Source organism: Arthrobacter sp. AIWTK1 (assembly GCF_056680535.1).
In genome coordinates this window covers 4,050,022-4,072,801 of record NZ_CM155287.1, presented here as the reverse complement: position 1 = coordinate 4,072,801, position 22,780 = coordinate 4,050,022, and the positions used below count along the sequence as shown (strand labels likewise).

Sequence of the window (22,780 nt, the reverse complement as noted above, 5' to 3'; positions counted from 1 at the left end):
TGAACCGGCGACCGTGTCCTAAGCAGTCGCACTGGCGTGGTCACAGATCAGGGCTGGAACCTGTAGCCGATGCCGGCTTCGGTCAGGAAGTGGCGGGGGTTGGCGGTGTCCGGTTCGAGTTTGCGGCGGAGTTGGGCCATGTAGACGCGCAGATAGTTGGCTTCTTTTGCGTAGGCGGGTCCCCAGACTTCGGTGAGCATCTGCTGTTGCGTGATGAGTTTTTCCGGGTTCCTGACCAGGAGTTCGAGGATGTTCCATTCGATCGGGGTCAGGCGGACGTCGATCCCGTCCCGGGTGACTCGGTGTTTGGCCAGGTCCACGGTGAAGGCGTCAGTGATGACGACAGGGTCGGCTTTCTGGTCGGTGGTCCTTCGTAACAGTGCGCGCATGCGGGCCAGGAGTTCGTCCGGGCCAAACGGTTTGGTGATGTAGTCGTCGGCGCCGGCGTCGAGCGCCTCGACCTTGTCATCGGAGGTGTGGCGGGCTGAGAGCACCAGGATGGGGACCGGGTTCCAGCTCCGTAGCCGTTCGATGACGGTTGTGCCGTCGATATCCGGAAGGCCGAGGTCCAGGATGATCATTGCCAGCGGGTGCCGGGTGGCTGCGAGCAAGGCTGATTCGCCGTCAGCAGCTGTGGTAACCGCGTAGCCGTTGGCTTCGAGTGAGATTCTCAGGACCTTGAGCAGGTGCGGGTCGTCGTCGACGACAAGGACGGCGGTCATGGCGTCTCTGTCCGGGACGGGCGCAGAGGCAGTGCGTGCGTTCGGCCGGCGAGGAACGACTGGGGCACAACGGGCGCCTGCCCGTGTTCGTCGTCTGTGGCCGTTCCTGTGGAGAGCCTGAGCCGGATTGCCATCGTGAGCCCTCCGCCTGGTGTCTGTTCTGCTGTGAGGGTGCCGCCCATGGCTTCTGTGAATCCTTTTGCTACGGCCAGGCCGAGGCCAACGCCGGTCGTTTGAGGGATGTCATCGAGTCGTTGGAAGGGCCGGAACATTTCCAGGACGCTTTCTGCCGGCACTCCCCGGCCGTGGTCGATGATACGGAGTTCACCGGCGGGGTGGCCGGCCAGGGTTTCGTTGCTGAGTCCACCGGCGGTCCCGACGACGACGATGTCGGAGCCGGGTGCGTATTTGATGGCGTTTTCGACGACGTTCGCGATGACTCGTTCGAGCATGCCCGGGTCGGCGTCGATTTCAGGCATGTTGGCGGGCAGATCGACGCGGACGCGGCCCGCGGGAGTGCCATGCAGGGCGGCAGGGATCACGTCATTCCAGCGCACGGGCCGCAGCAGGGGCTTGGTTGCGTCGGAGGTGATCCGGGACATATCGAGCAGGTTTCCCACGAGCAGGTCCAGCCGGTCGGAGCATTCGTCGATGGTTTGCAGCAGTTCCTGTTCCTGTTCCGGGGTGTAGCGAACACCTTTTTGCAGGAGGCTGCCTACCGCGAGTTTGATCCCGGCCAGCGGCGTGCGGAGGTCATGGGACACGGCGCGCAGGATCGAGGTGCGCATGGTGTTGCTCTCGGCGAGGCGGAGGACTTCCCGGCGGCTGGCGGCCAGCTGCCGGAGTTCGAGTTGGGCGGCGAGATGCACACCGAACACGGCGAGCAGCCGCCGTTCGCTCGCCGGCAGGGGCCGCCCGTAGAGCACCAGCCGCGTGGCCGGATCGATTTGTTGGGAGTTTTCCGTCCGGATGTCCTGAACGGCAGAGGCGGGGCCTTTAGCTGGTGGGGCGGGTAGTTCGCCGGCGCTAGCGATGATGTTCCAGGTTTTTCCCGGGTGACTGGCAGTGGAGCCGGTGATGTCGTAGAGGGCTGCCCCGCGCATGTTGAAGACGTCCAGTGCCTGTTGCAGCAGGTCTGTCACGGCGTCGTCTGAGGCTGCCGTGCCGCGGGTGATGTCCGAGAGGGTTGTGGCTTCCGCGCGGGCCCGGGCTGCTTCCTTGGAGCGGCGGGCGGAGAGGTCCACCACGACGGCGACGGCCGCGGAGACTCCGACGAAGACCAGCAGGGCGAGGACGTTCTGGGGGTCCTGGATGGTCAGGGTTCGGAACGGAGCGGTGGAGAAGTAGTTGACCAGCAGGCTGCTCCAGAGTGCGGCGAGTATGGCGGGCCAGAAACCTCCAATAAGGGCCACGGCGATCGATCCGGTGAGCTGGAGGAGCACGGCGGTGGCGACGTTGGGGTCCGGGTTCAGGCCGAGCAGCAACTGGATCAGTACGGGCAGGAGGATCGCCAGTATGAAACCGGCGGTGACACGGGTGCGGCCGAGGTCGCGTTGGCGCCGTGGGCCGGTGCCGCTCCCGCTTAGCGGGTGGGAGACCATGTGAACGTCGATGTCTCCGGAGTCCCGGACCACCCTGGTGCCGATGCCGCCGCCCAGCAGGCCGCCGAGGAGTGAAGCGAGCTTCCCGTATCGGGAGGTGCCGACGACGATCTGGGTGGCGTTGACGCTCCGGGCGAAGTCGAGCAGGGCGCTGGCCGGGTCTTCGCCGGCGACAATGTGGTAGCTGCCGCCCAGGTCCTGGATGAGACGGCGCTGGACCTCGAGGGCCTGCGGTGATTCATCGGCGACCCCGTCAGCGGCGCGGACGTGGAGGGCGAGCAGGTCCCCGCCGTTGACCCGGTTGAGGATCCGGGCGCCGCGGCGAATCAGGATCTCTCCTTCGGGGCCGCCGGTCAGCCCTATGACGATGCGTTCGCGCGCTGGCCACGTGGCTTGGATGTCGTTTTCTGCCCGGTACCTGGCCAGGCCCTCGTCGACCCGGTCGGCGAGCCACAGCAGCGCCAGCTCACGAAGGGCTGTGAGGTTGCCCAGCCGGAAGTAGTTCGAAAGGGCGGCGTCGATCTTGTCCGGCGCGTAGATCTTTCCGTCGCCCAGGCGCTGCCGGAGCAGTTCGGGGGAGATGTCGACCAGATGGATCTGGTCCGCGCGGCGGACGATGTCGTCCGGCACGGTTTCGGCCTGGCGCACGTCCGTGATGGAGGCGACGACGTCCCCAAGGGATGCCAGGTGCTGGATGTTCACCGTGGACAGGACGTTGATGCCGGCATCGAGAAGTTCATCGACGTCTTCCCAGCGCTTAGCGTGCCGGCTTCCGGGGATGTTGGAGTGGGCATATTCGTCCACGACCGCGATACCGGGGGCGCGGGCCAGGACGGCGTCGAGGTCCATTTCCTCGAACTCTGTCCCCCGGTAGGGGAGGCGCCGGGGCGGAATGACCTCGAGACCTTCCATGAGCGCACGGGTCTCCGCCCGGCCGTGGTCCAGGGCGAAGGCGACGACCACGTCCTCGCCGCGCTTGAGCAGGCGGTGTGCTTCTTCGAGCATTTCGTAGGTCTTGCCGACCCCGGGGGCGGCCCCAAGGAAAATCCGCAACGTTCCACGTGCCATCGGTCTCATCCCTCCGCTTTAACTCTCATTTGGACGGTACCGCGGCGGCAAGATCAACGTTAAGGGCTGTCACGTTAACGGAAGCCTGGCCGAGGAAGGCTTGGAGCCCGTCCGTGGTGTGCTTAGTGACCAAGGACATCACGGTGTCGGCGCTGAGCCCGTGGGCCGCAGCCACGCGGGGAACCTGAAGCCGTGCGTACTCAGGGGAGATATGCGGGTCCAGCCCGGATCCGCTGGCCGTGACGGCATCAGCGGGCACCTGTTCCTCGCCTATCCCTTCGGCGGCGGCGACGGCGGACCGGTTTGCGGCGACAGCGTCGAGGAGTTTGGGATCGTTGGGGCCAAGGTTGCTGGCCGACGACGACGCCGGGTCCCAGTTAACGGCCGACGGGCGGGCATGGAACCAGCGGGGGTCCTGGGCGCCGGAGCTGTCGGCGGCGGCCTGGGCGATCAGGGCGGACGCGGCCGGGGCGCCGGAGCTGTCTTTGATGATGGAGCCGTTGGCCTGGTAGGGGGCGATGAGCTGTCCGATGCCGAAGACGGCCAGGGGGTAGGCCACGCCGAGGACCAGGGTGGCGAAGAACAGGAACCGCAGGGCGGTTCCTGCCTGGCGAAGATAGCCGGTGAGAGTGTTCATAGGGATGTTCCTAGCCGATTCCGGGGATGAGGGAGATCATCAGGTCGATGATCTTGATGCCGATGAACGGCGCGATCAGCCCGCCCAGCCCGTAGATCAACAGGTTCCGGCCCAGTGCCTGGTTGGCGGAGACGGCACGGTATCTGACGCCGCGAAGCGCGAGCGGCACCAGCGCGATGATGATCAGGGCGTTGAAGATCACCGCGGACAGGATGGCCGAGGACGGGGTGGCCAGGCCCATGATGTTCAACAGCCCGAGCCCCGGGAAGGCGGCGGTGAACAGGGCCGGGACGATCGCGAAGTACTTGGCCACATCATTCGCGACGGAGAAGGTGGTGAGCGCGCCCCGGGTGATGAGCAGCTGCTTGCCGATGCCGACAATGTTGATGAGCTTGGTGGGATCGGAGTCAAGGTCCACCATGTTGGCTGCGTCCTTGGCGGCCGGGGTTCCGGAATTCATGGCGACGCCGACGTCCGCGGCAGCCAGGGCCGGGGCGTCGTTGGTGCCGTCCCCGGTCATGGCCACCAGCCGGCCGGCAGCCTGCTCTTTCTTGATGACGGCAAGCTTGTCCTCGGGGGTAGCCTCGGCCAGGAAATCATCGACCCCCGCCTCGGCGGCGATGGCCTTGGCGGTGATGGGGTTGTCGCCGGTGATCATCACGGTCCGGATGCCCATCTTCCGCAGTTCAGCGAAGCGGGCGTGCATGCCGGGCTTGACGACGTCCGCCAATTGGACGGTTCCCAGGACCTCGGCGCGGCCGTCCGTGCCGACCTGGGCAACCAGGAGGGGCGTGCCGCCCTGGGCTGAGATTTCCTTGACCCGGTGGTCAACTTCGGCCGGGGTGTGGCCGCCGAATTCGGTAACAAAGGCCCCCACCGTGGAAGCGGCGCCTTTGCGGATTTGCCGGCCGTCCACGTCCAGTCCGCTCATCCGGGTGCTGGCGCTGAAGGGAACCACCGCAAAGAGGCCGGAGCTGCTTTCGAGCGTGGCCAGATCAGCTCCGGTGACGCCCTTTTCCGCCGCGAGGTCCACGATGGAGCGGCCCTCGGGCGTTTCGTCGGCGAGGCTGCAGATCCGGGCGGTCTCGATCAGGTCTGTTCGTTCCACGTGGTTTGCGGGGTAGAAGTTGACGGCGCGGCGGTTGCCGTAGGTGATGGTCCCGGTCTTGTCCAGCAGGAGGGTGGTGATATCCCCGGCGGTCTCCACGGCACGTCCCGAGGTGGCCAGCACATTGTGCTGGACCAGGCGGTCCATGCCGGCGATGCCAATGGCCGGGACCAGGGCACCGATGGTGGTGGGGATCAGGCAGACCAGCAGGGCCACCAGCACGATCGGCGATGGCGTGGCGCCGGCGAGGGACGCGAACGGCGCCAGCGACATGGTCACGGCGATGAACACAATGGTCAGGGACACCAACAGCACGTGCAGTGCGATCTCGTTGGGGGTCTTCTGCCGCACGGCGCCCTCGACCAGCTTGATCATCCTGTCGATGAACGTCTCGCCAGGCTCGGCGGTGATGCGGATGACAATCCGGTCCGAAAGGACCCTCGTTCCGCCGGTCACGGAGGACCTGTCACCGCCGGATTCCCGGATGACCGGGGCCGATTCGCCGGTAATGGTGGACTCGTCGACGCTGGCCAGTCCTTCGATGATTTCGCCGTCTGAGGGGATCACGTCCCCGGCTTCGCAGATAACGACGTCGTTGAGCCGAAGCTCGGTTCCGGGGATGTCCTTGGTGCTGCCATCGGGCTGGCGGAGCCGGGCCCGGACACCTTGGCGGCTGGCGCGGAGGCTGTCGGCCTGGGCTTTTCCGCGGCCCTCGGCGATGGATTCAGACAGGGTCCCGAAGAGGACGGTGAGCCAGAGCCAGGCCGTGACCGCGATGCCGAACACGGAGGGCTTGTACAGGGAGATCGCCGTGCACAGGGCGGCCCCCACCAGCACGGTGAACATGACCGGGGAATGGATCATCTGCCGCGGGGAGAGTTTCCGGACGGCGAGCGGCAATGCGGCGGCGACGGACGTGAGCGTCAGTTTGGCCGGTGCCTTGGTGTGGTGCTTGTGTTCGCCGGGGGTGCCGAGGGGATTGCCGTCGGCGTAAGTCTGGGCGGCGGTATCCGAGGCAGAAGCCGAGCTGGACCGGGTCATTTGAGGAGTCCTTCTGCGAGGGGGCCCAAGGCAAGGGCCGGAAAATAGCTCAGGGCGGTCAGGACCACCGTCACGCCCAGGAGCAGGGCGCCGAAGAGGGGGCCGTGGGTGGGGACGGTGCCGGCGGAAGCGGGAATCTTGCCCTGCCGGGCGAGGGACCCGGCCAAGGCCAGCACCAGGACGATCGGGAGGAAGCGGCCCAGCAGCATGGCCAGGCCCATCATGACCGAGAGGAACGGGCCCGAGGTGGTGATGCCGCCGAACGCGGAGCCGTTGTTGTTCGCCCCGGAGGTGAAGGCGTAGAGCACTTCGCTGAACTGGTGCGGCCCGGTTGCCGGCGCGTTGGCCACGATGTCCGGCAGCAGGACTGTGATGCCGGCCAAGGCCAGGACAAGGACGGGGGTGACCAGGATGTACAGCGCGGCCAGCTTCATTTCAGTCGGGCCGATCTTCTTGCCCAGGTATTCCGGGGTGCGCCCCACCATGAGACCGGCGATGAAGACGGAGATGATGGACAGGATGAGCATGCCGTAGAGGCCGGAGCCCGTTCCGCCCGGTGCGACTTCGCCGAGCATCATGTTCACCATGGCCATGCCCCCGGCCAGCGGAGGCAGGGAATCATGGGCGGTGTTGACGGCGCCGGTGGAGGTCAGCGTGGTGGAGGTGGCGAAGATCGTTCCTGGTACCGGACCGAAGCGCTGTTCAAAGCCTTCGCCCAGTCCGCCGGCCGCCGCCGTCGCCGTGCCCTGGCCTGCAGCCACGGCCCAGCCCATCAGCGAAACCGATACCAGCCACAGGGTTCCCATAACGGCGGCCACCGTGTATCCCTGCTTCTGGTCCCCGACCATCCTGCCGAACGTGTACGGCAGGGCCGAGGGGATCAGCAGGAGCAGGAACACCTCGAAGAGGCTGATGAAGGCGTTGGGGTTCTCGAACGGGTGGGCCGAGTTCGCGTTGAAGTAGCCGCCGCCGTTGGTTCCGAGCTCCTTGATGGCCTCCTGGGACGCCACCGGGCCGCCGGGAATGCTCTGGCTGATCCCGGCCGCCTGGTTGGTGACATCGGTGGGCCAGAAGCTCTGCACCACGCCGCCGAGCACCATCACCAGGGCTGCGACAAACGCGAGCGGCAGCAGCACCCGAAACGAAGTACGGGCCAGGTCCGCCCAGAAGTTGCCCAGCCGCTGCGTCCTGGTCCGCGCGTTGCCGCGGATGAGGGCGACGACAACGACGATGCCGACGGCGGCGGAGAGGAAGTTCTGCACCGCAAGCAGGCTCATCTGCACAAAAATGCCCACCGTGGTCTCCGGCACGTAGGTCTGCCAGTTCGTGTTGGTCACAAAGGAAATGGCGGTGTTCATGGCCACCCATGGATCCACGCCGGGCAGGGAGCCGCTGCCCGGCAGGACGCCCTGCATCCGTTGGAGGCCGAACACGGCCAGGATGGAGACGGCCGAGAAAGCCAGGACACTGCGCAGGTACACGGACCAGGTCTGCTCGGTGCCGGCGTCGATCCCGGCGAGCCTGTAGAACAGCAGCTCGGGCCGGGTTGACGTTTGTCCTTCGAATACGTGGGCCAGGTAGATGCCCAGGGGCTTGTGCAGGGCGGCGAGAACCACCACCAGCGCGGCGACTTGGACCACAAAGGATGCGGTATTGAACGTCACGTCCTGCTCACCACTTTTCCGGGTGGATCAGAACGGCCAGCAGGTACCCGAGGAGGCTCAGCCCGGCGATCAGCAGGACAAGCCACATGATCGCGTCGGCACTCATCGTTCACCTCCCGGCCGGTCCCCGGGTCCGCCGACCATCCCGGCCAGGACGTGGCCGATCCACATGACGAACCCCATGGAGACCATGAGAATTCCAAGAACAGCCAGATCGGCCATTGCAGGTTCCTTTCATCCGCGCCCCGTCCGCGGGGCTACTGACAGTCAACTCCTGCCCAGCGGGAGTCGAGCCGGTTCCTGACGGTTTCTTAATGCCCGGATGGCGGATCTTGACGCCGCCTTAACGCCCGGCTGAGGCCAGGGATGCCGGCGGTACTCAGCCGACGTGGACCCAGGGCCGTTTGGTCACATCGGGTTCGGCTTCGCGGAGCACCTCGCGGGTGACGGGGGCGATTTCGCCCTCACCGAGCACCAGGAAGCGCAACAGGTTGGTGACCGGGTTCCCCTCGGTCCAGCGGAAGTATATGTGCGGCATCAGTCCGGTCACGTCCCGGATGTGCAACAGCACCGACGCGATGGTGTTCGGGACCACGGGGCCGTGCACTTCAAGGACGTGGTAGCCGTGCCGGGTCACGCCGCGGACCTCCAGTTCTGTTTCGAAATCGGAGGAGTCGTCCACGATCACCTCCAGGAACAGCGCCTGGTGCTCCAGCGGAAGATGGCTGACCTCGATCGCGGAGGTGAGCTTGTCCCGGTACGCTTCGGCGTTCAGGCGCAGGGGTTCGTGGGCAATGAGCGCTATCGGACCGTCGATGTTGGAGGACATGAACTCCAGTGCCTGCCGGTCCATGTGGACATGGGTGGCGTGGAGTTCGAAGGAGCGCCGGACCCGTGAAAGCAGGGAGATCACGACGATGCCCACGATGAAGACGGTGGCGATGCGGATGCCTTCCGGGCGTTCGATGATGTTGGCCACGGTGGTGTAGATGAACACGACGGCGATGATGCCGAACCCGATGGTGCGTTTGCGCTGTTTCCCGCGCCGGGCAGAAAGCGTCACGGCAACCGCGGCGGAGGTCATCAGGACCAGGACGCCGGTGGCGTACGCACCGCCCTGGGCGTCGACGTCGGCGTCGAAGAGCCAGGTGATCAGGAACCCGACCAGCGTGAACACCAACACCAGCGGCCGCACGGCCCTGGCCCACCCGGGGGCCATGCCATAGCGGGGCAGGTACCGGGGCACGAGGTTCAGCAGCCCTGCCATGGCGGAGGCGCCGGCGAACCAGAGAATGGCGATGGTCGAGATGTCGTAGACGGTGCCGAAGCCTGCGCCCAGGTATTCGTGGGCCAGGAATGCCAGGGCGCGGCCGTTGGCCTGGCCGCCCGGCTGGAACTCCTGTTCCGGAATCAGGATCACTGTGGTGAAGCTGGTGGTGATCAGGAAGCAACTCATCATGACGGCGGCGGTTGTCAGGAGCCGCCGGGCACCCTCGATCCGGCCGGTCGGCTTCTCGTCGGTGTCACCGGGGCGTCCTTGGATCTGCGGCATAACGGCCACGCCGGTTTCGAAACCGGACAGGCCCAGGGCCAGTTTGGGGAAGACCAGCAGGGCGATCCCGACCACCATGAACGGGTTCCCGTGCGAGGACGTCAGGGCAAGCCACCAATCACCCACGGCAACAGGGTGGGCAAACACTTCAAAGACGGTGGTGATCACTACCACCACGTTCAGGCTCAGATAGAGGCCGACGAGGACGACCGCAACGCCGATGGCCTCCTTGAACCCTCGCAGGAAGACCGCGCCCAGCAGGGCCAGCAGGAAGAGTGTGACCGGCACGTTTTGGCCCTGCATCCAGCCCGGAACGAAAGGGTTCTGGATTGCGTGTGCCGTGGCGTCGGCCGCGGAAAGCGTCATGGTGATCATGAAGTCCGTCGCCGCGAACCCCAGGAGGACCAGCACTAGGAGTTTCCCGCCCCAGCGCGGCATCAGCCGCTCCAGCATGGCGATGGAGCCCTCGCCCCGGTGGCTTTCGCCGGCCACGCGGCGGTAGACCGGCAGGGCGCCCAGCAGGGTCACTGCTACCAGGACCAAGGTGGCCAGCGGCGAGATCACGCCCGCCGCCAAGGCCGCGATGGCCGGCTGATAGCCCAAAGTGGAGAAGTAGTCTACGCCGGTCAGGCACATCACCTGCCACCACGAATGCTTCTTCAGATGCGTATCGCTCACAGCGCCGGGGCCCTGATGGACCCCCTTGGCGTCCTGCAGGCCGAACAGCAGCCAGCTCCTAAAGTTCTCAACGGCTCCCGGTCGCACCGCCGATGGATCCGCAGGCGGCCTGCTCATCGTGGTCATCTGTGCCTCTCCGCGCGATGCCATCCATCGTGTTTACTGCCGACCTTAACACCGGCTCCGGGCGTTGATGCCGGCCAGGCGCCGATCTTGACGGATCCTTAACGCCGGATCCACGCGGCCGCCCCGACGGGCGTTAGGTGTTGGTGACCGGTTCAGCGGGACGCGGCGGTGGCCGGGATTTCAATGTAGAGGTTCGGTTCTGCGCTTGCCCGCAGGTACCAATGCCTGTGGAGCCGCAACGGCCGGTAGGTGTGTCCGAAGGGGTCTTTCACGCGGACATGCTTCGTCAGGTCCTGGTGTGCGAGCAGGCGGTCGATGTCCTCCAGCTTGGTTGGGTGGTGTGATGTATCGCCGTTGATCTCAAGAGACCACGAACCCTGGGCCGGCTCCGGCCCGTGTTCCAAGGTGAGGGTTTCGAACAGGCCCGACAGCACTTCTTCCCTGGTTACGGGGTAGAAGCGCCGTAGCCGGTGTCCTTCAGGGTGAACATTTTGGGCGTCCAGCCAAGCTTGGCGGAGCCAATGGAATTCCACCGGGCCGCGCGAGGGCCCAAGAACCAGGTGACGGTTCGGATCCAGGGCCAGGCGGTAGGCTCGGCCGCTGCGGTCGATGATGCACGCAGCTTCCGCGACGTACTCAAACGCCGTCATCAGATCCCGTTCGGTCCGGTGATACGAAAAGTCCCCGCAGTCATCGACGGCGATGAAATCCCTGGCGTCACCGGCGCCGGCCGGATGGCCTGGCATATCCGGTTGCAGGCGTGGGGTGGTGTTCATTGTGGTTGGCTCCTGCCGAGGACCGGACTGCGGCCACGGTAGCGGCGGGGTCCTCTTCCTTCATGACACCACCCTCAGAGTCTCACCGAATGAGCCCTAACGCTTTCCATACGCCGCAGGGCAGGAAATTAGCGTGATCTTAATGCGCCGCTAGGCCGGCGCCCGGGCGGCCCGGGCGGCCTCGTATTGCCCCCGGAAGAACGCGTTCGCCGGGGGCAGCCACATCAGCACGGCGCCGGCCAGCGTCAGTGCCAGCCCGGTCACCACAACGGGCGACAGATCAAACGGCGCTCCCAAAGCGGAGAGCACGGCGATGACCGTCAGCACGGTGCGGACCCATCTGGTGCCTGCCAGAAGGCGGAAGGCACCCCACACCTGCAAGGCCACCAACGGGACCGCAAGGGCAATCATGGCCCATACGGGTGTGGACGAACCGGCGCCGGCTCCGGCAAGCTCCAGGATCACCGGCAGCACGCCGGCCACCAGCGCACTGGCCAGCCAGAACGCCGTCGACGCCCTCACCGCAGGCGGAACCGTGGCCGGTCCGCCAAAAATCAAACGCTGTTCCCCCAAGGGGTTCCCCCATCGTCACCATGCATTCCGCGCCCGCGGGCGCGCTGAATGGCCCAGCCTAGCCACGGGCGGGCGCGCCGTCTTGTCATACGGGACCGGCCGCACCCGGCGCCACACCCGCGGCCGCAGCCCCAGGCATCTATGCCGCACCCCGAAGCCGCACCCCTAAGCCCTGAGAGGAACCCGTTCCGCTCGCAGGTTCCGGTCGTAAACTGGCCTTCGAATCTGATTGCGCGGGCTCACCGGAGCCCCCGCGGCGTGAAGTGGAGTCCGGATGCTCTGGAAACTGCTCGTTGAATACCTGCGGCCGCAGCGGCGGCTGCTGCTCGCCGTCGTGATTTTCCAGCTGGCGCAGTCCATCGCCTCGCTGTACCTGCCCACGCTCAACGCGGACATCATCGACGAGGGCGTGGCCAAGGGGGACACCAGCTACATCATGCGGGTGGGCGCGCTCATGCTGTTCATCACCATGCTGCAAATCGCGTGCGCGGTGGTGGCCGTGTACTTCGGGGCGAAGGCGGCCATGGCCCTGGGCCGGGACCTGCGCGGGGCCATCTTCACCCGGGTGGGGGAGTTCTCCGAGCAGGAGGTCACCCGGTTCGGGGCGCCGAGCCTCATCACCCGCTCCACCAACGACGTCCAGCAGGTCCAGCAGCTGGTGCTGATGTCCGCCACCCTGATGGTGGCCGCGCCCATGCTCAGCATCGGCGGGGTGATCATGGCGGTCCGGCAGGATGCGCAGCTGTCCTGGCTGATCGCCGTCAGCGTCCCGGTGCTGCTGATCGCCGTCGGTCTGATCATCACCCGGATGGTGCCGCTGTTCCGCAAGATGCAGGTGCGGATCGACACCGTGAACCGGGTGCTCCGGGAGCAGCTCACCGGCATCCGGGTGGTGCGGGCGTTCGTGCGCGAGGACATCGAAACGGCCCGGTTCGCGCAGGCCAACGAGGACGTCACGGACACCGCGCTCCGGGCCGGCCGGCTGATGGCGCTCGCCTTTCCCACCGTGATGCTGGTCCTGAACGTCTCCAGCGTGGCGGTGATCTGGTTCGGCTCGTTCCGGATCGAGGACGGCTCCATGCAGGTGGGCACGCTCATCGCCTTCCTCAGCTACCTGCTGCAGATCCTGATGTCCGTCATGATGGCCACCTTCATGGCCGTGATGATCCCGCGTGCCGCGGTCTCGGCGGACCGGATCGGCGAGGTGCTGACCACCGAGTCCAGCGTGCGGCCGCCGGAGCATCCGGTCACCGCTGCCGCCGGCCGGGGCGGCGTGGGCAGCGGCGAGCTGGAAATGCACGACGTCGGGTTCGCCTACCCGGGTGCCGAGCAGCCGGTTCTCTCCGGCATCAGTTTCACTGCCCTGTCGGGGCAGACGACGGCGATCATCGGCAGCACCGGGTCCGGCAAGACCACGCTGGTGAACCTGCTGCCGCGGCTTTTCGATGCCACCAGCGGTTCGGTGAAGTTCGACGGCGTGGACGTCCGTGAGCTGAACCCGGACCAGCTGTGGGGGCACATCGGGCTGGTGCCGCAGCGGCCGTACCTGTTCTCCGGCACGGTGCGCAGCAACCTGCTCTACGGCAAGCCCGATGCCACCGAGGATGAACTCTGGCGGGCGCTGTCCACCGCGCAGGCGCAGGAGTTCGTCCGGGAGATGGAGGGCGGGCTGGATGCGCCCATCTCGCAGGGCGGCACCAACGTCTCCGGCGGGCAGCGGCAGCGGATCGCCATAGCCCGGGCGCTGGTGAAACGGCCCGAGCTCTACATTTTTGACGACTCGTTCTCCTCGCTGGACACCGCCACGGACGCCCGGCTGCGGCAGGCGCTGAAACACGACACCTCCGGCGCCACCCTGGTGATCATCGCCCAGCGGGTGTCCAGCATCGCCGACGCGGACCAGATCCTGGTGCTCGACGACGGCAGGATAGTCGGCCACGGAACGCACGATGAGCTGCTGGAGACGTCGGATACGTACCGCGAGATCGTGTCCTCGCAGCTGGCAGCGGAGGAGGCGGTATGAGCACCACGGGCAGGCCGGCAGGCGGGGCACCCGGCGGGACTGCCGCCGTCGAACGCATCCCCAGGCCGCGCGGCGGCCCCGGGCACGGCGGACCGTTCGCCGGGATGAATGTTCCGGCGGAGAAGGCGATGAACTTCTGGCCGTCCGCCAAGCGGCTGCTGGGCACGCTGCGGCCGGAACGGCTGTGGCTGGTGCTGGTGATTGTGCTGAGCGTGGCCGCGGTGGCGTTGTCCGTGATCGGGCCGCGGCTGCTGGGCGAGGGCACCAACCTCATCTTCGCCGGCGTCGTGTCCAAGCAGCTCCCGCCGGGGATGAGCAAGGCGCAGCTGATCGCCCAGCTGCGGGCCGCGGGGGAAAACCAGAAGGCGGACATGCTCGGTGCCATGGCGCTGACGCCGGGGCAGGGGATTGATTTCACGGCGCTGGCGAGCGTGCTGCTGTGGGCCCTGGTGCTGTATGTGCTGGCGTCCGCGTTCATGTGGATCCAGGCCTACGTGCTCAACGGCGTGGTGCAGCGGACGGTGTACCGGCTGCGCGAGCGGATCGAGGCGAAGATCAACCGGCTGCCGCTGCGGTATTTCGATTCGATCCAGCGCGGTGAGCTGCTCAGCCGGGTGACGAACGACGTCGACAACATTTCCCAGAGCCTGCAGCAGTCCATCAGCCAGGCGGTCACGTCGCTGCTGACCGTGCTGGGTGTGCTGGTGATGATGTTCCTGCTCTCGCCCACGCTGGCGCTGATTGCGCTGGTGACCATTCCGCTGACGCTGGTGACGACGGCGATGATCGCCAAGCGCTCGCAGAAGCTGTTCGTGGCGCAGTGGAAGCATACGGGCGAGCTGAACGGGCAGATCGAGGAGACGTACACCGGGCATGCGCTGGTGAAGGTGTTCGGCCGGCAGCAGGAGGTGGGGGAGCGGTTCCGGCAGAAGAACGCGGAGCTGTATGAGGCGAGCTTCGGCGCGCAGTTCATCTCCGGCCTGATTATGCCGGCCATGACGTTCATCGGGAACCTGGTGTACGTGGGGATCGCCGTGGTGGGGGGCCTGCAGGTGGCGTCCGGTGCGATGCAGCTGGGCGATGTGCAGGCGTTCATCCAGTACTCGCGTCAGTTCACCCAGCCGCTGGCCCAGCTGGGGTCCATGGCCAACCTGCTGCAGTCCGGGGTGGCTTCGGCGGAGCGGGTGTTCGAGCTGCTGGATGAGGAGGAGCAGTCGCCTGAGGCTGCTGGTTCTGCTCCCGACGGCGGGCGGGGGCGGCTGGTGTTCGAGAACGTCTCGTTCTCCTATTCACCGGACAAGCCGCTGATCTCTTCTCTTAGTCTCGTTGCCGAACCCGGGCAGACCGTGGCGATCGTCGGCCCCACCGGGGCCGGGAAGACGACGCTGGTGAACCTGATGATGCGGTTCTACGAGATTGACGCGGGGCGGATAACGCTCGACGGCGTGGACATCACCTCTGTCTCCCGGCGCGAGCTGCGCTCGCGGATGGGCATGGTGCTGCAGGATACGTGGCTGTTCGGCGGGACGATCCGGGACAACATTGCGTATGGACGGCCCGACGCCACCGAGGAGGAGATCCTGGAGGCGGCGACGGCGACGTACGTGGACCGGTTCGTGCACTCCCTGCCGGAGGGCTACGACACCGTGCTGGAGGACGAGGGCGGCAACGTGTCCGCCGGCGAGAAGCAGCTGCTGACGATTGCGCGGGCGTTCCTGGCGCGGCCTTCTGTTTTGATTTTGGATGAGGCGACCTCTTCCGTCGATACGCGGACCGAGGTGCTGGTGCAGAAGGCGATGAGTGCTTTGCGTTCTGACCGTACTTCTTTTGTCATTGCCCACCGGTTATCCACTATCCGCGACGCCGACCTCATCCTGGTGATGGAGGCCGGGCAGATCGTGGAGCAGGGCACGCACGCTTCGCTGTTGGCTGCGGGTGGGGCTTATGCGCGGCTGTACGAGGCGCAGTTCGCGGCTCCTGTGGCGGAGGTCTAGGGGCGTCGAGGCGGCCGTGACGAGTGAGGCAAACTTCTGGGAGCATGAGTTGCTTAGCTACTCAGAAGTCTGAGTACGCGGGCAAGACGCAGCCTACGGGACTCGCGAACTTCGTGATCCGCAATCTTCAGAAGCCTTTGGTACGTTCTCTCGTTGCGTAGATCTGGCAACTTCTTGGCCTGAGGTTGCTTTCGTCGAGTCGCTGGGGTTACTTGGGTCGAAGACTGTTTCGTCATTCCTCCACCTTCCGCCGTGATGGTTAGCATACCCTTCGGGGCTGTCATTTCTTTATGTGGGCGAAGCCCACACTCAATATGTTGGCCGCGAGGTCGATGACGCGCTTATCGTGCTGCGTTAGGTCTCCAGGTTTTGGAGCATCAATCGTAATCATTCCATGAAAACCATTCCTGCTGACCACAGGCGCAGCGATGTATGTCCGATATCCGTTGCCCTGCCCCTTCCAAGCCGGGTTGCCCTTCTTTTTTACGTCTGGCTCCAGATGAGCCCCGCCATCGTTCAAAACAAACTGAATTGCTTGCTGGCCTCTTTCGTCGTCGAGTGTGAAGCTCCCGGAGGGCTTTCGTTCCCCGGCATGCTGTATGGGTTCCATCTCGTTCTGAGCATGGTTCAGCTCATACACGATGGTTCTGACGTCGGGGATTCGTGAGTACACACGCGTCAGAGCGTTGACCATGTGCAGTGCCAACTCACCGCGAACGAATTGCCGTTTTGTGTTCATAGGCCTGCCATGCGAGTCAGCAATCGAGCGCGATGAGCTGGCTAGTTGAGTCAGGAGCATCTGTTCGTCCTTCGAGCTGACGACGGCCTCAGGGTGCCACGACGGTTTAGTCACGGATAGCAGCGCCCAGGCAACGGCCGCCACAACAGTGGCAACGAACCAAGGGCTGATGGCAGCATCATTTAGGAAGCCCCAGTTCTTGTCATCGACCCACTGCCCTAGTGCCGCGCCGGCAGCGAGTGTAATGGCAGCACCAATGCACCAGCGAGTGAAGTGTAGCCACCAACCCAGCTGAGCCAATTGGTCGATGAACTCGTGGGCGCTTGTTCGGAGGCGAACCCGGTTCAAATGCTTGGCCGGCTGGGGCGGACAAACCTCTCCGGGCTCCCCAGCCAAATAAACTTATGCATCCACTGATTTTAGGGCACGGCTGTTATAGCCGCGTACCCTACGCGCCCTTCGCCAGCGCGGTTTGGGCTGCATGCGGCACCAGCTGTTGCTGTGCTTGTGCCTTTATGGCATGGGAAAACAAAGCGGAATTCGCTATCCAGTAGCCCGGTGGCGTGGCGCCGGGCCCAAGGTTCGCCCTGTAGGTCACCTAAGCCTCCGTCGCACCGAAGTTTGTGCAGCGGAAGTCAGCCAGCGAAGTGCGGACAGGGTTGCGTCAGCTATCAGAAAGTTTTGTCCGCCACGATCATGGAACAGCTAATTTCTGTCCTCGGACCGTGTCGCGAATGCTCTCCCTAAATTTAGACGCCCAACTTGACGAGGGAAGAACGAAGAAGGCTCATAGTTCAAGTATTTAGGTACGGAGCCCTCAGCGGCCGCTGGCTTTGATCCCGCACGTGCTGCTCACAGCTTGGTTGCTCCTGCGACAATAGCCTTTTGAGCCAGAAAGCGCACCAGCCGAACATCTGGCCCTAATGCATTCGCCTCTTGAGAGCCAGGCAACAATAAACGGGAACTTTGATGTTCTGATTTTGTATGCACAATTCTGCATCGCACGGCGTAGACACGCGCGGCCACTTGATCGACAAGGCTTTGCCCTTTATTTTCGATGTTTACTGTAGGAACATCCTTGACAGATTTCTTATCCTTGAGTGAAGATTCAATAGCTTCATCTTCAATCATAAAATCTCTGATCTTTTCACTATCTGTTATGCCTTCCAAGGTGGCCTGCAGTTGCTCGCTTTCCTTGCCGAAAGAACCGCCTGCAGCAGATCCAATGGAAAGTAATCTGGCAAGGTCGCCTTCGCTTGTGGCGTCGAATTGGGGATCCAATAATTCTTGCCGGAGTTTTTTGATGGCACTTTGCCGCGAATATTGTGGGAAGAAGAATTCCAGCACTTGGTAATAAGCCAAGAACTGGAGCAGGGGAAGTCCGATCGCGGACCTAGCGTAGTTATAGAGGGCAAGCGCTTCGCTGGCGTACTGAACGCGAGGGAGCGTGGGCGGTGAAGCTTGCCTCTTTATTACAGCACCTTCCAAGGCGGCGCGTTCCGGACGGCGGTTCATAAGCTCAAGAGGAACTGCATATTTCACCTCCAGCTCGTAGAGAAGAGCCCTGCAGTGGGTCACCATCAGGCGAAGCGCATCATCATGCCTAGGAGCCTTCAGGCCTCTAACCTTTAGCGATGTTGGGCGCATGGAGTTACTTGACGACGGCGGGTTCAGGTGCCTCTGGAGCAGGGGGTCCTGAACCAGTGCTATAAATTCATCACTTGCTGGTGAGAACTCCACGCTCCACGATCTGCGGTCATCATTGATAATGAGACGCCAATCATCGTCGGGTCCGACTCTCTGCCTCTCCCGAGGGGTATCGTTTGGTGCTGCCATGTCAAGATCGAGGTCAGCAAAAAGATCTTCATTCTCGTCTGACTTTCCGATCACTTCGACACCTGGAAGGTCGTGAATTGAGCGACCGGTCCAACGGTCACTGCGGACCAAAACCTCTATATAATCAGCACCGCTGTCATTGATGGCTAAGAAGTCACCCAAGAAGCGAAACTTCTCAAACGCAATTTTGGCGAGTCTTTCGGCTCGAATGCCGCTGACGCTCGTGGTGCGTGGTTTGTGTCCATTCGGAATGCCGACAGAGAGTCGTTTAACAGGCTTCCCGGTGCTTGGGTTCTCTATCTCCGACCATTCCACCTGCCAGTCAACTGCTTCTGCTCTGCGAGCAATGCTTTCAAGTTCCTCGCTTACGCTGGTCGACAAATCTTCCCCTTAAACTCGCACTGTAGTGGTACCGCTTCGAATCGTACTGGAAGTCGTCGCTGCTACGCGGCAGTGGGTACGACGGTTGTCAATGTTTCCTGGAGTTGGGTCATGGCGACTCAAACCAGGCACCCAGACCGCGGCCGTGACTATGGGCGCAGGGGTCTTCGCGTCAACGCGGTGAGCCTACGCGCCGCCATGACTGTCGTGCTCAACTCAGGATCCCAGTTAACAGCGGAAGAGCTCGCCCGCTCATGCAGGGCATCATCCCCGAACTCGCGCAGCTTGCCGCTGCAATAGCGCCAATTATTTGCACCCTTGCCTGCAGGGCGCGCCGTTACCAAATTTCAGCCCGGAATTCCGGCGGCAATCATCCGCCGGTGGACCGTCCGAACGCACCACGACGGCCCCCACCCCCCCGTCGTAGCACACGGACACACAGCGCAACGTTCCAGCCCCCGCACGTAATCTGTTTAGATGCCTCGTTTTGCGCTTGATATTGAGTCCGTGCCCCGTCCCGCCCGCGCCCAGGCGCTGCTGGACGCGGTGAACCACCGGGTCGTCATTGCCGATGGGGCCATGGGCACCATGCTGCAGGGGCGGGAACTGTCGCTCGAGGCCGACTTCCTGGGGCTCGAGGGCTGCAACGAGATCCTCAACGACACCCGCCCGGACGTCCTCGCGGACATCCATGACGCCTACTTCGCCACAGGCATCGACGCCGTCGAAACCAACACCTTCGGCGCCAACTGGTCCAACCTCTCCGACTACGGCATCGACGACCGGATCGAAGAGCTCGCACGCAAGGGCGCAGCGATCGCCCGCGAACGCGCCGAAGCGGCCGAGAAAACAGACGGACGGATGCGCTGGGTCCTGGGCTCGATGGGGCCGGGCACCAAGCTCCCCAGCCTGGGCCACACCAGCTACGACTACCTCAAGCAGACCTTCGCCCTGCAGGCCGAGGGCCTCATCGACGGCGGCGCGGATGCCTTCCTCATCGAAACCAGCCAGGACCTCCTGCAGACTAAAGCCGCGGTCAACGGCTGCAAGCAGGCCATCGTCACCCGCGGCGTCCGGCTTCCCATCTTCGTCGAGGTGACCGTCGAAACCACCGGAACCATGCTGATGGGATCCGAGATCGGCGCGGCGCTCACCGCGCTCGAGCCGCTCGGCGTCGACGCCATCGGCCTCAACTGCGCCACCGGCCCGGACGAGATGAGCGAACACCTCCGCCACCTCTCCAAGCAGTCCTCCGTGGCCATCGCCTGCATGCCCAACGCCGGCCTCCCGGTGCTTGGCCCCAACGGTGCGCACTACCCGCTGTCACCCAGCGAACTCGCCACCGCGCACGAACAGTTCGTGCGGGAATTCGGCCTGGGCCTGGTGGGCGGCTGTTGCGGTACGACGCCGGAACACATGGCCGCCGTCGTCGAACGCCTTGCACCCTTCCGCACGAGCGCCGCCGTCACCGGCGGCGGGAGGGGAGCCGACGGCGGCCGGGTCCCCACCGAGCGTGAAGCCGGAATCGCGTCCCTCTACCACCACGTGCCGTTTGACCAGGAATCCGCCTACCTCGCCATCGGTGAGCGCACCAACGCGAACGGTTCGAAGGCGTTCCGCCAGGCGATGCTGGAAGAGCGCTGGGACGACTGCGTCGATATCGCCCGCGAACAGGTCCGCGTCGGTGCGCACCTGCTCGATGTCTGCATCGACTATGTAGGGCGCGACGGCGTGGCCGACATCAAGGAGATCGTGTCGCGTTTCGCGTCGGCCTCCACCCTCCCTCTGGTCATCGACTCCACTGAACCGCCCGTGCTGCAGGCCGGGCTCGAACTCATCGGCGGCCGCCCCGTGGTCAACTCCGTCAACTATGAGGACGGCGACGGCCCGACCAGCCGCTTCGCGCGCATCATGCCGCTGGTGAAGGAACACGGTACCGCCGTGATCGCCCTGACCATCGACGAACAGGGCCAGGCCCGCACCACCGAGGGCAAAGTGGCCATCGCCTCCCGCCTCGTCGACGCCCTGGTGGGCGAATGGGGCATGCGCGTCGAGGACATCATCGTCGACGCCCTGACCTTCCCCGTCGCCACCGGCCAGGAAGAAACCCGCCGCGACGGCATCGAAACCATCGAGGCCATCCGCCAGATCACCACCAAGTACCCCGGCATCAACACCACCCTCGGCGTCTCCAACGTCTCCTTCGGCCTCAACCCGGCAGCGCGCGTGGTGCTGAACTCCGTGTTCCTGCACGAAGCCGTCCAGGCCGGCCTGTCCAGCGGCATCATCGACGCCGCCAAGATCGTGCCGCTCGCCTCATTGCCGGAGGACCAGCGCAAAGTGGCCCTGGACCTCGTCTATGACCGCCGCGAATACGACGCCGACGGCAACGTCACGTACGATCCCCTGGCCATCATGCTGGACCTCTTCGCCGGCGTCGACACCGCAGCGCTCAAGGACCAGCGTGCCGCCGAACTCGCCGCCCTTCCCACGGGCGAACGCCTGCAGCGGCGCATCATCGACGGCGAAGGCAAGGGCCTGGAAGCGGACCTGGACCTCGCCCGCTCCGAGGGCATGACCCCGCTCGGCATCATCAACGACCAGCTGCTCGAGGGCATGAAGGTTGTGGGTGAGCGCTTCGGCGCCGGCGAGATGCAGCTGCCGTTCGTGCTGCAGTCCGCCGAGGTCATGAAGAACGCGGTGGCCCTGCTCGAGCCGCACATGGAGAAGTCCGATTCCTCGGGCAAGGGCACCATGGTGATCGCCACTGTGCGCGGCGACGTGCACGACATCGGCAAGAACCTGGTGGACATCATCCTCACCAACAACGGCTACAAAGTCATCAACATCGGCATCAAACAGGGAATCGCCGAGATCATGGCCGCAGCTGAGGAGCACAACGCCGACGTGATCGGCATGTCCGGGCTGCTGGTGAAGTCCACCGTGGTGATGAAGGAGAACCTCGCGGAACTGCAGTCCCGGGGCCTCGCGAAGAAGTGGCCCATCATCCTCGGCGGCGCAGCCCTGACCCGCGCCTACGTGGAGCAGGACCTTGCCGAGCAGTTTGAGGGAACCGTCAGGTACGCCAAGGACGCCTTCGAGGGCTTGGCACTCATGGAACCCCTGGTCCAGGTGGCCCGCGGCGCCGACCCGGACGCCGTCGGCCTTCCGCCGCTGAAGAAGCGGATCCATAAGGGTGGCCCGAAGTTCACGGTGACCGAGCCGGAGGCCATGCCCGGCCGTTCCGACGTCGCCGCCGACAACCCCGTGCCTGCGCCGCCGTTCTGGGGCACCCGCATTGTGCGCGGCGTGGCACTCCACGACTACGCGGCGTTGCTCGACGAGCGCGCCACATTCATGGGGCAGTGGGGGCTCAAGCCCGGCCGCGGCGATGACGGCGCCTCCTACGAGGAACTGGTGGAACTCGAGGGCCGGCCGCGCCTGCGATACTGGCTGGACCGCATCCTCGCCGAGGGAATGCTCGACGCGTCCGTCGCGTACGGCTATTTCCCGGTGGTCTCCGAGGGGGAACAGGTGGTGGTGCTGCACCACGGGGAGGATCACGACGGCGTGCTCGGCACCCCGGGCCTGCTCGCCCCCGACGGCGGCTCAGGCGGTCCGATCGGCACCGAGCGGCTGCGTTTCGACTTCCCGCGCCAGCGCCGGGACCGGCACCTGTGCCTCGCCGACTTCGTACGTTCGCGCGAATCGGGGCAGGTGGACGTCCTGCCCCTGCAGCTGGTCACCGCCGGGTCCAAGATCGACGAGGTCACGTCCGAGCTGTTCAGGGGGAACCACTACCGCGACTACTACGAGCTCAACGGCCTGGTCATGCAGCTCACCGAGGCACTCGCGGAATTCTGGCACGCGCGCATCCGCTCCGAGCTGGGCTTCGCGGCCGAGGAGCCCAAGGACAAGGCCGGGTACTTCAAGCTCGATTACCGCGGTGCGCGGTTCTCGCTCGGGTACCCTGCGTGCCCCGACATGGAGGACCGCCGCAAGGTGACGGAGCTGCTGCGTCCCGAGCGGATGGGCGTGGTCCTGAGCGATGAGCTGATGCTGCATCCCGAACAGTCCACCGACGCGTTCGTGTTCCACCACCCGGAGGCGAAGTACTTCAAGGTGTGAGTTGGAGCCGGTCCCGGCCGGGGTGGGCTGGGCCTCGCAAGGCGCGGAAGACGACTATGCGGCAGACACACTGGCGGCATTGCTGACCTAAATGCCGACCCGTAGGTCTCCTCGTGTGACAGGAAGAGTCATG

14 protein-coding genes are annotated in these 22,780 nt (G+C 64.9%); 3 read left to right on the top strand and 11 right to left on the bottom strand.

Features of this window, described 5'->3' with window-relative positions:
- Positions 1-47: 47 nt before the first annotated feature.
- The 9 genes from AC1MDG_RS18695 to AC1MDG_RS18655 all read right to left on the bottom strand — a co-directional run bounded on the left by AC1MDG_RS18695 (position 48) and on the right by AC1MDG_RS18655 (position 11,531).
- Complete coding sequence (locus AC1MDG_RS18695) at positions 48-722, bottom strand: response regulator (RefSeq protein ID WP_479805934.1); 675 nt, start codon at positions 720-722, stop codon at positions 48-50.
- Positions 719-3,391 carry a DUF4118 domain-containing protein gene (locus tag AC1MDG_RS18690; RefSeq protein WP_479805932.1) on the bottom strand — a complete coding sequence of 891 codons (2,673 nt, stop codon included), beginning with the start codon at positions 3,389-3,391 and terminating at the stop codon, positions 719-721. Before AC1MDG_RS18690 ends, AC1MDG_RS18695 begins: the two co-directional genes overlap by 4 nt.
- Before the next feature lie 25 nt (positions 3,392-3,416).
- Positions 3,417-4,028: a potassium-transporting ATPase subunit KdpC gene (gene kdpC, locus AC1MDG_RS18685; protein ID WP_479805930.1), complete on the bottom strand. Its 612-nt coding sequence runs from the start codon at positions 4,026-4,028 to the stop codon at positions 3,417-3,419.
- 10 nt (positions 4,029-4,038) lie between these two features.
- Positions 4,039-6,177: a potassium-transporting ATPase subunit KdpB gene (kdpB, locus tag AC1MDG_RS18680; RefSeq protein WP_479805928.1), complete on the bottom strand. Its 2,139-nt coding sequence runs from the start codon at positions 6,175-6,177 to the stop codon at positions 4,039-4,041.
- The gene (kdpA, locus tag AC1MDG_RS18675) at positions 6,174-7,841 is read right to left on the bottom strand and encodes a potassium-transporting ATPase subunit KdpA (protein ID WP_479805926.1); all 1,668 of its coding nucleotides are present in this window, start codon (positions 7,839-7,841) and stop codon (positions 6,174-6,176) included. Before kdpA ends, kdpB begins: the two co-directional genes overlap by 4 nt.
- A gap of 7 nt (positions 7,842-7,848) precedes the next feature.
- Complete coding sequence (locus AC1MDG_RS18670) at positions 7,849-7,947, bottom strand: potassium-transporting ATPase subunit F (RefSeq protein ID WP_479805924.1); 99 nt, start codon at positions 7,945-7,947, stop codon at positions 7,849-7,851.
- A gap of 273 nt (positions 7,948-8,220) precedes the next feature.
- On the bottom strand, positions 8,221-10,197 hold the full coding sequence (locus AC1MDG_RS18665) for an APC family permease (RefSeq protein ID WP_479809137.1): 1,977 nt from the start codon (positions 10,195-10,197) through the stop codon (positions 8,221-8,223).
- Between the two features lie 152 nt (positions 10,198-10,349).
- Positions 10,350-10,973 (bottom strand): hypothetical protein, encoded by a 624-nt coding sequence (locus AC1MDG_RS18660; RefSeq protein ID WP_479805922.1) that lies wholly within the window; start codon positions 10,971-10,973, stop codon positions 10,350-10,352.
- A gap of 150 nt (positions 10,974-11,123) precedes the next feature.
- Positions 11,124-11,531: a hypothetical protein gene (locus AC1MDG_RS18655; protein WP_479805920.1), complete on the bottom strand. Its 408-nt coding sequence runs from the start codon at positions 11,529-11,531 to the stop codon at positions 11,124-11,126.
- Between the two features lie 289 nt (positions 11,532-11,820).
- Between AC1MDG_RS18655 and AC1MDG_RS18650 the strand changes: the two genes are divergently transcribed.
- Together AC1MDG_RS18650 and AC1MDG_RS18645 are read left to right on the top strand one after the other, a co-directional pair.
- Positions 11,821-13,569, top strand: coding sequence for an ABC transporter ATP-binding protein (locus AC1MDG_RS18650; RefSeq protein ID WP_479805918.1), 1,749 nt, complete (start codon positions 11,821-11,823; stop codon positions 13,567-13,569).
- Positions 13,566-15,563, top strand: a complete 1,998-nt coding sequence (locus AC1MDG_RS18645) for an ABC transporter ATP-binding protein (protein ID WP_479805916.1) — start codon at positions 13,566-13,568, stop codon at positions 15,561-15,563. Before AC1MDG_RS18650 ends, AC1MDG_RS18645 begins: the two co-directional genes overlap by 4 nt.
- Before the next feature lie 280 nt (positions 15,564-15,843).
- Here AC1MDG_RS18645 and AC1MDG_RS18640 read toward each other — a convergent pair whose 3' ends face one another.
- Positions 15,844-16,602 (bottom strand): GAF domain-containing protein, encoded by a 759-nt coding sequence (locus tag AC1MDG_RS18640; RefSeq protein ID WP_479805914.1) that lies wholly within the window; start codon positions 16,600-16,602, stop codon positions 15,844-15,846.
- Positions 16,603-17,154: 552 nt separating this feature from the next.
- On the bottom strand, positions 17,155-18,519 hold the full coding sequence (locus AC1MDG_RS18635) for a hypothetical protein (RefSeq protein ID WP_479805912.1): 1,365 nt from the start codon (positions 18,517-18,519) through the stop codon (positions 17,155-17,157).
- A gap of 477 nt (positions 18,520-18,996) precedes the next feature.
- On the opposite strand from AC1MDG_RS18635, the gene metH reads away from it, so the two are divergent.
- A complete protein-coding gene (gene metH / locus AC1MDG_RS18630) occupies positions 18,997-22,647 on the top strand; it encodes a methionine synthase (protein ID WP_479805910.1) in 3,651 nt (1,216 codons plus the stop codon).
- Positions 22,648-22,780: the final 133 nt, after the last annotated feature.